This is a genomic window from Burkholderia sp. Ax-1724 (assembly GCF_011752995.1).
In the GTDB taxonomy this organism is placed as follows: Bacteria; Pseudomonadota; Gammaproteobacteria; order Burkholderiales; family Burkholderiaceae; genus Paraburkholderia.
On sequence record NZ_VWWL01000009.1, the window covers coordinates 139914 to 153311 of the forward strand.

At 64.2% G+C, this 13398-nt stretch carries 11 protein-coding genes; 7 read left to right on the top strand and 4 right to left on the bottom strand.

Annotated elements, in window-relative coordinates; translation table 11 throughout:
- Positions 1-13: 13 nt before the first annotated feature.
- A complete protein-coding gene (locus tag F3J19_RS12610; protein ID WP_167041620.1) occupies positions 14-415 on the bottom strand; it encodes a hypothetical protein in 402 nt (133 codons plus the stop codon).
- Positions 416-843: 428 nt separating this feature from the next.
- On the opposite strand from F3J19_RS12610, the gene gltA reads away from it, so the two are divergent.
- The 4 genes from gltA (at position 844) to F3J19_RS12630 (ending at position 6508) form a co-directional block, all read left to right on the top strand.
- Positions 844-2142 (top strand): citrate synthase, encoded by a 1299-nt coding sequence (gene gltA, locus F3J19_RS12615; RefSeq protein ID WP_167041623.1) that lies wholly within the window; start codon positions 844-846, stop codon positions 2140-2142.
- A 283-nt stretch (positions 2143-2425) separates the two neighbouring features.
- Positions 2426-4705 carry an amylo-alpha-1,6-glucosidase gene (locus F3J19_RS12620; protein ID WP_167041988.1) on the top strand — a complete coding sequence of 760 codons (2280 nt, stop codon included), beginning with the start codon at positions 2426-2428 and terminating at the stop codon, positions 4703-4705.
- 213 nt (positions 4706-4918) lie between these two features.
- Positions 4919-5548 carry a hypothetical protein gene (locus tag F3J19_RS12625; protein WP_345891028.1) on the top strand — a complete coding sequence of 210 codons (630 nt, stop codon included), beginning with the start codon at positions 4919-4921 and terminating at the stop codon, positions 5546-5548.
- 105 nt (positions 5549-5653) lie between these two features.
- Entirely contained in the window at positions 5654-6508 is an 855-nt protein-coding gene (locus F3J19_RS12630; RefSeq protein WP_167041629.1) for a MurR/RpiR family transcriptional regulator, read from the top strand.
- A 291-nt stretch (positions 6509-6799) separates the two neighbouring features.
- Here F3J19_RS12630 and F3J19_RS12635 read toward each other — a convergent pair whose 3' ends face one another.
- A complete protein-coding gene (locus F3J19_RS12635) occupies positions 6800-7108 on the bottom strand; it encodes a DUF4148 domain-containing protein (protein WP_167041632.1) in 309 nt (102 codons plus the stop codon).
- Positions 7109-7478: 370 nt separating this feature from the next.
- On the opposite strand from F3J19_RS12635, the gene F3J19_RS12640 reads away from it, so the two are divergent.
- Entirely contained in the window at positions 7479-7904 is a 426-nt protein-coding gene (locus tag F3J19_RS12640) for an OsmC family protein (protein ID WP_167041635.1), read from the top strand.
- Between the two features lie 775 nt (positions 7905-8679).
- Complete coding sequence (locus F3J19_RS12645; protein WP_167041637.1) at positions 8680-8952, top strand: YodC family protein; 273 nt, start codon at positions 8680-8682, stop codon at positions 8950-8952.
- Between the two features lie 98 nt (positions 8953-9050).
- On the opposite strand, the gene F3J19_RS12650 is transcribed toward F3J19_RS12645, so the two are convergent.
- Positions 9051-9362 (bottom strand): superinfection immunity protein, encoded by a 312-nt coding sequence (locus F3J19_RS12650; RefSeq protein WP_167041642.1) that lies wholly within the window; start codon positions 9360-9362, stop codon positions 9051-9053.
- A 163-nt stretch (positions 9363-9525) separates the two neighbouring features.
- Between F3J19_RS12650 and F3J19_RS12655 the strand changes: the two genes are divergently transcribed.
- Positions 9526-10986 carry a M20 family metallopeptidase gene (locus F3J19_RS12655; protein ID WP_167041645.1) on the top strand — a complete coding sequence of 487 codons (1461 nt, stop codon included), beginning with the start codon at positions 9526-9528 and terminating at the stop codon, positions 10984-10986.
- A 317-nt stretch (positions 10987-11303) separates the two neighbouring features.
- Here the strand turns inward: F3J19_RS12655 and pdeR are convergent, their stop codons facing one another.
- On the bottom strand, positions 11304-13307 hold the full coding sequence (pdeR, locus tag F3J19_RS12660) for a cyclic di-GMP phosphodiesterase (RefSeq protein ID WP_167041648.1): 2004 nt from the start codon (positions 13305-13307) through the stop codon (positions 11304-11306).
- Positions 13308-13398 lie beyond the last annotated feature (91 nt).

Sequence of the window (13398 nt, forward strand, 5' to 3'; positions counted from 1 at the left end):
ACGCATGACGTCTTTATGCTTTGCGATGCGCATCCTTGTCGAGCGCACGTTCGGCTGCTTCGCCGACGAGCCCGTGATAGTACAGATGCACGCCGATCGCGAGCGAGTCGTTGCGAATTTCATGGAACACCTTCCATGCTTTGGCCGGGTCCTTGAACAGCAGATAGTGCGCTTCCTGTGCGATGAGGTCCGCGACTTCATGCAGGCCGTGGCCGTGCAATACGTCCACGAGGGTGTCGAGACTGCGATGCGTGCGCGCGTCGGTGCGCGGATAGAGCATGTGCAGTACGGCGACGTCCTGCGTCTTCAGCGCCGCCGACAACGCGACGACGATGTCCTGGTGATTGAGCGCGGTAACGGTGCTGTCTTCGGTATGGATGTGGTCCGGGAACAGCGTTTCGAGCGATGCGTTCATCGTGTCCTTCCTGTTTTTCTATCTGTTCAAAAAGCCCGCATCGGATAGCGGGCCGTAACGTCAAAGCACGGACCCAGTATCGCAGATGGATGCGGGCCGGCGCAGTGCGCGCGCCGCAAAACATTGTTGCAACGATGATGCTGACTTTCATTTAGCTGGCAATGTGCTGAGACGCGCGAAGGCGACCCGAGGGAACCGCGAGGCGTGCGTTCGCGGACGACGAACAGACGTGCGCCGGCAACGAATGTTGCGTGCATCGAGATGGATTGTTGCAGTCAATCGTCGCAATCAATGCGGCCTCGGCCCGTAGAATGCGGGGCGAGCCTGAGCATGCCCGTATTTCTCCGAGCGCGCCGATGTCGCGCTTGCCTGTCCGACCCTCATGCATGCCGGCACGTGTTCGGTATCAAAGCAAAAGGAAGATCCAGATGAATTCGAAGACACACGCAACGCTGAGCTTCTCCGACAGCGATCAGACCATCGATCTACCGATCTATCAGGGCACGCTGGGCCCGGACGTCATCGACATTCGCAAACTGTACGGACAGACCGGCAAGTTCACCTATGACCCGGGCTTCATGTCGACGGCGTCGTGCAATTCCGAAATCACGTATATCGACGGCGACAAGGGCGAGTTGCTGTATCGCGGCTATCCGATCGACAACCTCGCGCAGAATGCCGACTTCCTCGAAAGCTGCTACCTGCTGCTGAAGGGCGAACTGCCGAACGCGCAGCAGAAGGCCGAATTCGTCAACACCGTCACGCAGCACACGATGGTGCACGAGCAGATGCATTTCTTCTTCCGCGGCTTCCGCCGCGACGCGCACCCGATGGCGATTCTGGTCGCCGCGGTCGGTGCCTTGTCGGCGTTCTATCACGACTCGCTCGACATCTCGAACCCGGAGCATCGCGAAGTGTCCGCGATCCGCATGATCGCGAAGCTGCCGACGCTCGTCGCCATGGCGTACAAGTACACCGTCGGCCAGCCGTTCGTTTATCCGAAGAACGACCTGTCGTACAGCGCGAACTTCATGCGCATGATGTTCGCGAATCCCGCCGAGGAATACAAGGTCAACGACGTGCTGGTGCGCGCGCTCGACCGCATCCTGATCCTGCACGCGGACCACGAGCAGAACGCCTCGACCTCGACCGTGCGTCTCGCCGGTTCGTCGGGCGCGAATCCGTTCGCCTGTATCGCAGCCGGCATCGCGTGCCTGTGGGGCCCGGCGCACGGCGGTGCGAACGAAGCCGCGCTGAACATGCTCGAAGAAATCGGCTCGGTCGACAACATCCCCGAGTTCATCAAGCAGGTCAAGGACAAGAACTCGGGCGTGAAGCTGATGGGCTTCGGTCACCGCGTCTACAAGAACTACGACCCGCGCGCGAAGCTGATGCGCGAAACCTGCCACGAAGTGCTCGAAGAACTGGGTCTGCACGACGATCCGCTGTTCAAGCTCGCCATGGCACTCGAAAAGATCGCGCTTGAAGACGAATACTTCGTGTCGCGCAAGCTGTACCCGAACGTCGACTTCTACTCGGGCATCGTGCAGCGCGCGCTGGGCATCCCGACCTCGATGTTCACGTGCATCTTCGCGATGGCGCGCACGGTCGGCTGGATTGCGCAGTGGAACGAAATGATCGCCGATCCGGAGCAGAAGATCGGCCGTCCGCGCCAGCTCTTCATCGGCGAGACGCTGCGTGAGGCGAAGCCGCTAGCACAGCGCTAAACCGGCGCCGATGCGCGTGTCAATGCATTAGCGCTCCGTCGGCCCTTGAGGCCGGCGGGGCGCGGAAGTGTCGCGCCAACCTGCAGGTCCTGTGCCACCGGAAACATCTATAAACACATTCCGCAAAAAACCGCACAAAAAAATCGAAACTCCTCTGTGATAAGTTCGTCTCACGCGCACGGACACTCTACAATCGGAAGCGACCGGGCAAGATGGCGACCCGCCTTGGGCATCATCCGGAAGTGACACTGAACGCAGCAGCGAATCCACAGGAGCGACCTTGATACAGCAGCCAGAAGCCCTCGGCGGGCTGACCCACTCGGGCGGCGTCGATCACCGCGAACCCGAGCAGGACGGCATCTTCATTCCGACGGAAAACCTCAACGTCGCGAGCGCCACGCAGCACGTGCTGAAGTCGGGCGACACCTTCATCGTCAACGATCCCCTCGGCGACATCACGGGCCACGAAGACGGCCTGTTCGTCAACGACACCCGCATGCTGTCGCAACTGCGCCTGACTTTCGGTGGCCGCGCGCCGTCGCTGCTGTCGGGCAGCGTGAGCAGCGACAACACCTCGTTCACCGCGCATTTGACCAACCGTCCGCTGCCGCCGCTTGGCGGCAGCAGCACGCCCGAAGGCGTGATCCACGTCGAGCGCGTGCGCGTGCTGTCGGGCACCGTGCTCAACGAAGCGATCGAACTCACGAACTACGGCACGAGCGACGCGGTCGTGCCGCTGTCCATTTCGTTTTCGAGCGACTTCCGTGACATGTTCGAAGTGCGCGGTCTCAAGCGCGACAAGCAGGGGCGTATCGAACCGGCGCGCATCGAAAACCAGGAGGTGCTGCTCGGCTACCTCGGCCTCGACGACGTCGCGCGCAACGTGCAGATCGCGTTCTCGCCGCAGCCCGACAAGCTGTTCGCCGACCGCGCCGACTACACGATCAAGCTGCCCGCGCAGGCGTGCGTGTCGATCTATCTGTCGGTCGCGGTGCACCTCGTGCCGATGACGAACAAGCCCGGCGCCGACATCGCGCAGTCCGTGCATGCGGTAAGCGAGGCGCATCTGTCGCAGGTCGATGCGGAGCGCCCACGCGTCGGCCGCACGGCGGTGCGCGCGGCGCTCGTCGACGCGCACCTCGTGATGCGCGAACGCCGCCGCGCGAGTGCGCGCGTGCGCTCGGGCAACCCGCTGTTCAATGCGTGGATCGACCGCTCGTTCGCCGACCTGAGCCTGCTGACCACCGATCTCGCGACCGGTCCGTATCCGTATGCGGGCATTCCGTGGTTTTCGACCCCGTTCGGCCGCGACGCCGTTATCACGTCGCTGCAGACGCTGTGGCTGCAACCGCACCTCGCCGCGGGCGTGCTGCGCTTTCTCGCCGATCATCAGGCGCGCGAGAACTCGCCGTTCCGCGATGCCGCGCCCGGCAAGATCATGCACGAGATGCGCAAGGGCGAAATGGCCGCGGCCGGCGAAGTGCCGTTCGCGCTGTACTACGGCGGCGTCGACACCACGCCGCTCTTCATCGTGCTGGCCGGCGCCTATGCCGAGCGCACCGGCGACCTCGCGCTGATCGACGAACTGTGGCCGGCGCTCGAACGCGCGGCGCAGTGGGTCGCGGGCGTGTGCGACAAGAACCGCCATGGGCTGCTCGACTATCAGCGCGAATCGGACGGCGGGCTCGCCAATCAGGGCTGGAAAGACAGCCACGATTCAGTGTTCCATGCCGACGGCCGTTTCCCCGATGGCCCGATCGCGCTGGTCGAAGTGCAGGCCTATGCGAGCGCCGCGTTCGACACGATGGCCCGTTTCGCGAAGCTGCGCGATCTGCACGAGGAGGCCGGGCAATATGCCGGGCGCGCGCAGAAAATCCGCCGCTGCGTGGAAGAAAAGTACTGGATGGACGAGGCCGGCTTCTACGGCATCGCGCTCGACGGTCACGGCGAACTGTGCCGCGTGATGGCGTCGAATGCGGGACACCTGCTGGCGTTCGGGCTGCCTTCGCGCGAGCGCGGCGAAGCGGTCGTGCGCGCGCTCGACTCGGCGCTGTTCCATACCGGCTGGGGCGTACGCACGCTCGCCGCGAGCCAGGCGCGCTTCAATCCGATGGCGTATCACAACGGCTCGGTTTGGCCGCACGACAACGCGCTCTGCGCGCGCGGGCTGTCGCGCTACGGCGGCAAGGCGTCGGCGGTGCGGTTGCTGCAGGCGCTGTTCGAGGCCGCGGTCAATTTCGACATGCGCCTGCCCGAGCTGTTTTGCGGCTTTCCGCGCCGGCGTGGCGAGCCGCCGACCGCGTATCCGGTCGCGTGTCTGCCGCAGGCGTGGGCGGCCGGTTCGCCGTTCATGATGCTCGAGGCCTGTCTTGGCATCACGATCGACGCCGAGCGGCGTGAGGTGCTGATCGAACAGCCGATGCTGCCCGAGGGTATCGACTGGCTCGAAGTCGGCGATCTGCGGGTGGGCGATGCGTCGGTGTCGATCACGTTCCGCCGGATCGGCGAGAAGGTGGTGGCGTCGGCGGAGCAGGGCGATGTGCGGGTGGTGGCGCTGCTTTAACGCCGTGCCGCCGTTGTTGCGCGCCGTTGTTCCGTTGTCGCTCTGCCGTTACGTTGCTGTGTCGCTGCGTCATGCACCGAGGCGGGCGTCCCGCTGTCAGCCGGATGTGACGCGTCGGGACGTGGGCCGGGGCGGGCATGCGCGATGCTACCCGATAGCCCATTCACTCACATTCCGGGAGGGCGGGTGCATCCGGCACGACGACTTGGAATAGTGCTGCTGTGGGCGGCGGCGTTGGGCTCGAGCGCGGCCTGGGCGAGCGACATCCAGTGCTCGACGACGCAGCAAGCCGCTGAGCGCGTCATATGCGATCACGCGATCCTGAACAACGAATACGACGATATCTTCGCGCAGCAACAGGCGCTGCTGCGTGACGGAAGACTCGCGGTCGCGCAACTGGTGCAATGGCGGCAAGCGCGCAACGCATGTGTCGACGTTCACTGTGTCGATGGCGTATTCGCTCAGTGGAAGACGATGGCAAGGTCTCTCGAAGCCGTTCCGCAGGCGGCGCCGATAGAGATGGCTTCGGATACGGCAGCGGCTCCGGTCGGGCCGAATCCGGAGGCGCCTCCTGCGCCGGCATCGCAATCCGAAACGTCGTCGCCAGCCTCGCCGACCTCGGAGGCGTCGCTGGTGCATCAGGGCAGCGCTGCGGGCATCGCGCTTCCGCAACCGGTCGAGGCGTCGGATGCCACCGCGCCCGCGCCCGCGGTTGCGTCCGCGGCTTCCGCCGCGAGCGACGCTCGCCGTACGACCGGCATGAGCGCTGGCCTCCTGCTGGTTCTGCTGGTCGCGGTGGGGGCCGGCGTGCTGTTTGCACGCAGGACAAGGCGCGGCGGATGAGAGGCGAGGGCGGCCGCAGGCGGGCCGATTTCTCTCCGTTGAAGCCACCCCACCCGGTGGTAACATTTGTTGTCATCCTTACCTCCGGCGCCGCCCGGCCTTGATATGCCTGACAGCTTCGATCAGCTCGCCGCCCTGATCCGGGCGCGCTTCTCCGAACTGAGCCCGCAGTTCCAGTTGGGCGCGGCTTTTCTGCTCGATCATCCCGACGAGGTCGCGGTGTCGTCGATGCGCAAAGTCGCCGAGCGCGCGCAGGTGCAGCCGGCGTCGCTCGTGCGGTTGTCGCAGCAACTCGGCTTTCCCGGCTGGAACGAATTGCGCAACCTGTTCGTCGCGCGCGTGCGCACGCGTCCCGAACCGTTGACGAGCCGCGCGCGTTCGCTCGTCAAATCCAAAGATGCGCTCGCGAACGATCTGCTCGCCGCGCAACAGCACAATCTCGCAGCGACCGCCGCGCATAACGGCCGCGCGATCGTCGAGGCCGCGCGGCTGTTGCGGCGCGCGCCGCATGTGCAGGTGGCGGGCTTCCGCTCGTGTTACCCGGTCGCGTTCGGGCTCGTGTACGGCTACCGGCTGTTCCGTCCGTCGGTGTCGTTGCTGAACGGCGAGGCCGGCACGCTCGACATGCAGTTGCGCGCGATCAGGCGCGACAGCGCGACCGTCGTCGTCAGCTTCGCGCCGTATTCGGTCGAGTCCGCGCGTGTTGCCGAAGCCGTGCTCGAAAAAGGCGGCAAGCTGATCGCGATCACCGACAGCGCCGTGTCGCCGATCGCGCTGAATGCCGACAAGGTGCTGATCTTCTCGCACGAGAGCCCGTCGTTCTTTCCGTCGCTGGTGGCCGCCACCGCGCTTGCCGAAGCGCTCGTCGCGCATCTGCTCGCGCTCGAAGGCGCGGGCGCGGTCGAACAGCTCGCGCTTGCCGAGCAGTCGTTGCATGCGAAGGGCGCCTACGTGTCGTGAGCGGGTTTGTCGCGCCGGCAACGTTCGTCGTGCGTTCCCGCGAAATCGACGCGGACGGATCAAATGGCACCGTTATGATTCATCCGGTTCTATTTTGTATTTTATGACAACGTATGTTGTTTGACCACATAGAAAGACGCAATGCAAACGCCGCGATAACAGCGCAATAAAAAAGCCCCGCTTGCGAACGCCACAAGCAGGGCTTTTGTTTCTTACGGCGGCATCAACTGGGCTTCAGCCGCTTTGACTACCACAGCGAAGCCGCGCAAGTGCGCGGCTACAACGACGCACTTAATGACCGCGATACGTCGAGAAGAGCTGTTGCTGCACCGACGACGGCGTGCCCGCGTCCGACGAACTGGCCTTCACGCCGCCGACGTCCTGCGCGCCTTGCGCCGCGGCAACCACGCCTGTCGAGCCTTGCGGCATGGCCTTCGGATATTCGGCGTCGCTCTGATACAGGAGACCGGCTTTTTGCGCCGCCACCAGTTCGGCGCGCACCTGAGCGCGCGTGACCGGAGCGTTTGACTGCTGTGCGAACGACACGGCCGGAACGATAAGAGCCGATGCAACGACGACTGCGGAAAGAAGCGATTTCATGATGATCTCCGGTTTCGATTGTTGAGTGGATCGGTTTGAATGGTGTTGCCCGATCGGTTGAAGCGAGTCTATTTCTTACCGAGTCCGTAAAAAAGACGATTTCCGAGGAAAGATTGTTACTGCTATTGATATAGTCCAAAAAGCGCTTTTCTTGACCTCGGGCATCGGAGTCCGGTCCGATCGCCAGCGCGCCGTCACGACGGCGGCACACGGAAGCGCCTATGATGAAAGCCGGTCCACGCCCGCGCCCTACAGCCGCGCGGCAGCAGCGACCGATGCCGGCGCGCGGACACATCCGGGCGGGACCGCCGCGCGGCAGGCATCGTTTTCGGTCGCACGGCACGCGGCAGGGCACCACAGGAGAGCGGTGATGAAGCGCAAGGCATCGGCAATCTGGCAAGGCGATCTGCAGCACGGCAAAGGCTCGATTTCTACCGACAGCGGCGTCCTCAAGGACACCCAGTACTCGTTTTCGACGCGCTTCGCGGACGGCATCGGCACGAACCCCGAAGAACTGATTGCGGCGGCGCATGCGGGGTGCTTCTCGATGGCGTTGTCGGCGGAACTGGGCAAGGCCGGCATCACGCCCGAGCGGATCGGCACCACGGCCACCGTCACGCTCGACAAGGACGGCGGCGGCTTTGCGATCAGCGCCGTGCATCTCGACGTGACGGTGAAGATTCCGGGCGGCGACAAGGCCGCGTTCGACAAGGCGACGGCCGACGCGAAGGCGGGTTGCCCGGTGTCGAAGGTGCTCAACGCGACGATCACGATGGATGCGAAGCTCGAAACCTGAGGCTGGGGGTTCATCCGCGCGGCAGCAAAGATAAACGGAAATAAACGGAAGCCGGCGATGGTGCGAGACCGTCGCCGGCTTTTTTGCGCGTTGCGCGGGGGCGGACATGGCTCGCCGTTGCCGTCGATCGTCTGCCTCGTGCGGCGGAAGGCCGTGAGCGGGAAGGCCGGGCTTACATCGGATGTTGCGCCGTCGACGTGGCAGACTGGCCTTTCCCCGCATTCGGCATTGCAGCAATCCGCAGCGCGTTTTTGCGTGCTTCGCGCAGGCAGTTTGAAAAATGCCGTACCACGATCGTTTTCAATGACCGGCTTATCGTAAAAATTTTGTCGTTTTAAAGAAAGACTGCATGAAAGTTTCAAGGGTTTATCAGTGAGTCTGTAATTCACAAGCCGTTTTGATTTGCATCAAACAGGAATAAACCCTATGCGGCATTGCGTCACGTTTCTAATATGACGAATCCGGGCCGCATTTTCTACCGGATGGGGAAGCCCCGTGCAAGTAAGTGTTGCGCTTGTGCGGTAGCGCACAAAGCGGTTGCTGGCATGGGATTCGGGAATTTCCCCTGTTGGATGGGAACTAAACCCGGCGGCTTCGAATTCACCCGTAATGAAAGCGGTATCAATAAAAAATCGCTTGCCGCGTTTAAATTCAATTGTTAATCTCTCTCAAGTTTTAGAGCGCTCCTTCAGCAGTCAAAGTCGCAGTCAGGATCGATAAAGCGGCGCATTGGCCTGGCGCAATGACTTAATAACGCTCAACATGGGGATTCAATATGCTGACCGCGACCATTGACGCATTGCAGACACCGTCCGCCGCCTCGTTCAACGCAGGCGACGTGGTCACGCTGAAGGAAGGGGGCCCGCGCATGACCGTGACCTACGTGGGGCCGGTCGCGCTCAATCCCGGCAACTGGCTGATCTGCGAATGGTTCGACGAACACGGCGAACTGCGCCACGAGATGTTCGAGCCGGACAGGGTGCGGGCCGAGCCCCGTTCGATTCCGGCCGGCTCCGTGCAATGGAATCGCATGGGGCGCGCCGCGTGAGTCCGGTTGCGCGTGCAACGTGCGCCCGCTGCGCGAAGCACGCAATCATCGAAGCACATTCATCGAATCGCATCGTTCGACCCACACCTCGCGGCGAGTCACCGCTCCGGCCGGTTGCGCGCGGCCGTGCGCCGTTGCACGCGCGCCATCAGCGCCGATGAAAACGCCCGCATGCTCAGAAGCTTGCGCGTCTTGACGACGTCGCCCGCCAGCGTCTCCGGCGGGTTCGGCTGCAATGCCCAATAGAGCGCGAGCAGCCAGCCGAGCACGGTCCAGCCGAGGCAGGCATTGAAGAGCGCGAGCGTCAGCACGTCGCGGCGCTTGCGCCGGTCCGCGAGAATTGCCGGCAGAAAGTACAGCGCCAGCGCCGCCACCGCAGCGATGGCCTGCACGGCCACGTTACCGCTCATAAATATCTCCCGATGCGTGATGCATGCAGCGATTGTCGCGCGAACGGCGTACTTGCGCAGCGCCGCCGCACGAGTGCGCATCAAGGCATGTCGAGGGGTTCAGCCCGGCGCGCATCGGGACTATCATGATCGTTTCGACTGACCCGCCCCCACGGACGCCATCATGACCCCCGACGATACCCAGCAGGTGCAACGCCTCGACCCGGACACACTACGCGAATTCGTCGAGCGCAAATGGAACGACGAGATCGTCCCCGCGCTGACGGACTACATCGCGGTGCCAGCCAAGAGCCCGGCCTTCGATCCCGACTGGGCGAGGCACGGCTATCTCGAACGCGTGATTACGGACGCGGCGCAATGGGCCGAGCAGCAGCCGGTGCGCGGTCTGACGCTTGAGGTGATGCGCTTGCCGGGGCGCACGCCGGTGATCTTCTTCGAAACGGCCGCGACGCGCTCGGGCAGCGACGAAACCATCGTGCTGTACGGCCACCTCGACAAGCAGCCCGAATTCGACGGCTGGCGCAACGACCTCGGTCCGTGGACGCCGAAGTTCGAGGACGGCAAGCTCTACGGCCGCGGCGGCGCCGACGACGGCTATGCGATCTACGCGAGCCTCACGGCACTCGCCGCGCTCGACGCGCAGGGCGTCGAGCGTCCGCGCTGCGTGGGTCTGATCGAAACCTGCGAGGAGTCGGGCAGCTACGATCTGCTGCCGTACGTCGACGCGCTGCGCGAGCGGCTCGGCAATGTCGGCCTCGTCGTGTGCCTCGACTCGGGCGCGGGCAATTACGACCAGTTGTGGCTTACCACGTCGCTGCGCGGCCTCGTCGGCGGCGATCTCGAAGTGCAGGTGCTCGACGAGGGCATTCATTCGGGCGTCTATGGCGGCATCGTGCCGTCGAGCTTCCGCATCATGCGTCAGCTGTTCGACCGGCTGGAAGACTCGGCGAACGGCACGCTGCTGCCCAGGGGCTTCCATTGCCCGATCCCGGCGGACCGCCTGCGCGAAGCGGAAGCGACCGCGCGCATTCTCGGCGACGACGTCTGGAAGAAGATGCCGTGGGCCTGCGGGCAGGATGGCCGCCAGGTGCTGCCCACCACCAGCGATCCGCAGGAGGCGCTGCTCAATTCGACGTGGCGGCCGTCGCTGTCGGTGACGGGCGCGGCCGGCTTGCCCGCACTCGCGGATGCCGGCAATGTGCTGCGTCCGCGTACGGCGTTCAAGCTGTCGCTGCGTCTGCCGCCGCTCGTCGAGGCGGAGAAGGCCGTCGCCGAACTGAAGGCGCTGCTCGAACTCGATCCACCGTACAACGCCAAGGTCACGTTCAAGCCCGACGCGGGCTCGGCGAACGGCTGGAGCGCGCCCGATGTCGCGCCGTGGCTTGCCACCGCGCTCAACGACGCCTCGCGCACGCATTTTGACGCGGATGCGGCCTATATGGGGCTGGGCGGCACGATTCCGCTCATGAACGTGTTGCAGGAGGGCTTCCCGAAATCGCAGTTCATGGTGTGCGGTGTGCTCGGGCCGAAGTCGAACGCGCATGGGCCGAACGAGTTCCTGCACGTGCCGTACGGCAAGAAGCTTACGGCCGCGGTGGCCGAGGTGATTGCCGCGGCGCCCTGAGTGCGGGAGGAAGAGGCGGAGGGTTTGGTGCCCGTCGCTTTACGCATGGCATCGGCGTGATCTCGCGGCGTCTCGTTGCAGCGGGAAGCAGCAGGTTTAGCGCTTGTCGCTTCGCGCATGGCGCCAGTGCGATCCCATGCCGTCTCGCCACCGTCGGAAGAAGCGGCGCGCTCTGCGGCCGCCGCTTTGGGGATGGTGTAGGTCTGATCCCGCGCCATCTCGCGCTGTTTCGCATAGCTTGCGCGCCATATCGGCGTGAGCAGGAAAGTGTCGGTCCGCAAACCGGCGCACCTGCAACCAGCGCAGAAGCGTGACGCTCAGGCGATCAGCCTGAGCTTGCGCCGGTCGAGCAGCCAGCGCTCGAATTCGGCGGCGGGCATCGGCTTGCCGTACAGGAAGCCCTGCACGTAATCGACGCTGAGCCCCTTCATGAATGCCTCTTCGGCCTCGGTTTCGATGCCTTCGGCCACCACCTGGAAGTCGAGCTCCTGGGCAACCGCGACCATCGAGCGCACGAGTGCCTGCGCCTTCGTATCCGCATGGATCGAGCGCACGAAGCTGCGGTCGAGCTTGATGACGTCGAGCGGAATGCGGCCCAGTTGCGACAGCGACGAATAGCCGGTGCCGAAATCGTCGAGATGCACTTGCGCGCCGAGCTGGCGGAACTGCTTGATCAGTTCGATGGCGGCCGCTTCGTTTTCGATCAGGCAGCTTTCGGTGAGTTCGAGGTCGAGCAGGCAAGGGTCGAGGTTCGCGTGATGCAGAGCCTCGGCGAAGTGCCGGACCACGGCGGTATCGGTCAACTGGCGCGCCGATACGTTGATCGCGATGCGCAGATCGTAGCCGGCCGCGTTCCAGCGAGCCGCCTGTTTCGCGGCGGTTTCCATGACCCAGCGGCCGAGCACGCCGATCAGTCCGGATTCCTCAGCATAGCGGATGAATTCCACCGGCATGATCTGCCCGCGCTCGGGCGAATTCCAGCGCACGAGCGCTTCCGCGCCCTGCACGGCGCCGCTCGCGAGTGCCAGCTTCGGCTGATAGTGCAGCGCGAACTGGCCTTCTTCGAGACCACGGCGCAGGTTCGTGTCGAGCCACATGAATTCGGCGACGCGCCGGTTCATGTCCGGCGAGAACACGCGGTGCGTGCGCTTGCCTTCGTCTTTCGCGACGTACATCGCGGTGTCGGCCGAGCGGATCAGCGAGTCGAGACTGTCGCCGTGCTCCGGCGAGCGCGCGATGCCGATCGAGCAGCCCGTGTAGACCTCCACGAGCCCGATCGCGAACGGCATGCGCATGCGGTCGAGAATGCGCTGCGCGGTGTGTTCGAGTTCGTGCGCGGTGCCTTTGGCCGCGAGCACGATGAATTCGTCGCCGCCGAGCCGCGCGAGCGAGTCGCCCGGATTCAGGCAATTGCGGATCGCATCGGAAACGTCGCAGATCAGCCGGTCGCCGAATACGTGGCCGTAGTGATCGTTGACCTTCTTGAAGTTGTCGAGATCGAGAAACAGCACACCGACCGCTTCGCCCGGCGCGGCCTGCTCGATGGCGATCTGGATCTTCTCCTGGATCGCGTTGCGATTCGCGAGGCCGGTGAGCGGGTCGGTGGTGGCCTGCTCGATGAGCCGTTCCTGGGCGAGCCGCTGTTCGGTGACGTCGGTGCCCGAGCAGATCAGGAATTGATCCTCGATGCCGGTGCCGCTGCGCACGAACTTGTTGCGAAACAGGAAGAGCCGTTCGCCATGCACGGTTTTGATGCGCCGCTCGATCTCGTACGATTCGCCGCGATTGAAAAACGCGGCGAGGTTCCGGCTCGAGGCCGTATCGTTCCCGGACGGCATGAACAGCGTCCACACGCTGCGGCCGATGATGTCTTCTTCGCGGATGCCGGTCAGGTCTTCGGCGAGCCGGTTGAAACGTTGTATCCGGCCATGCCGGTCGACGATGACCACGACCGAATTGACTTCGGAGACCACCTGTTCCGCAAACGCAAGACCGTGCAGCAGCGCGTGGGCGACGGCTTCGGTGTCGTGGTGGGCCGAGGCGGTGCCGCTCCACGTGTGATGGTCGCGCCGCTTGCCGACCAGGTGCAGACGCAGCGGCGCACCGGCCAGTTGCACTTCGACGACGACGTGCGAGGTCGCGCCGGTCAGGCCGCGGATGGATGAGGCTTGTTCAGGCGTGAGGGGAATCGCGACGCCGGCGGGTGTGCCGCCGCGCACCGGCATCAGTTCGAGCACGTCGCGGCCGGCCGACAGATGCCAGCGCGGGCTGCTCGTGCCGAACTGCTGGTGAAGCACCTGGTCGTGTTGCGCGTCGCTCATGAAGTCCCCGGGCAGTGTGCCGGCAGTCCCTGTCAGCGCGGGTGTCGGCAGACAGTCTTCCTCATACTAAAGTGAAACTGCTTCATTGTAT

Bases quoted from the DNA above. Each gene is read 5' to 3' on its own strand.
- F3J19_RS12610 (WP_167041620.1), bottom strand. From the start codon at position 415: ATGAACGCATCGCTCGAAACGCTGTTCCCGGACCACATCCATACCGAA.
- gltA (WP_167041623.1), top strand. From the start codon at position 844: ATGAATTCGAAGACACACGCAACGCTGAGCTTCTCCGACAGCGATCAG.
- F3J19_RS12630 (WP_167041629.1), top strand. From the start codon at position 5,654: ATGCCTGACAGCTTCGATCAGCTCGCCGCCCTGATCCGGGCGCGCTTC.
- F3J19_RS12635 (WP_167041632.1), bottom strand. From the start codon at position 7,108: ATGAAATCGCTTCTTTCCGCAGTCGTCGTTGCATCGGCTCTTATCGTT.
- F3J19_RS12640 (WP_167041635.1), top strand. From the start codon at position 7,479: ATGAAGCGCAAGGCATCGGCAATCTGGCAAGGCGATCTGCAGCACGGC.
- F3J19_RS12645 (WP_167041637.1), top strand. From the start codon at position 8,680: ATGCTGACCGCGACCATTGACGCATTGCAGACACCGTCCGCCGCCTCG.
- F3J19_RS12650 (WP_167041642.1), bottom strand. From the start codon at position 9,362: ATGAGCGGTAACGTGGCCGTGCAGGCCATCGCTGCGGTGGCGGCGCTG.
- F3J19_RS12655 (WP_167041645.1), top strand. From the start codon at position 9,526: ATGACCCCCGACGATACCCAGCAGGTGCAACGCCTCGACCCGGACACA.
- pdeR (WP_167041648.1), bottom strand. From the start codon at position 13,307: ATGAGCGACGCGCAACACGACCAGGTGCTTCACCAGCAGTTCGGCACG.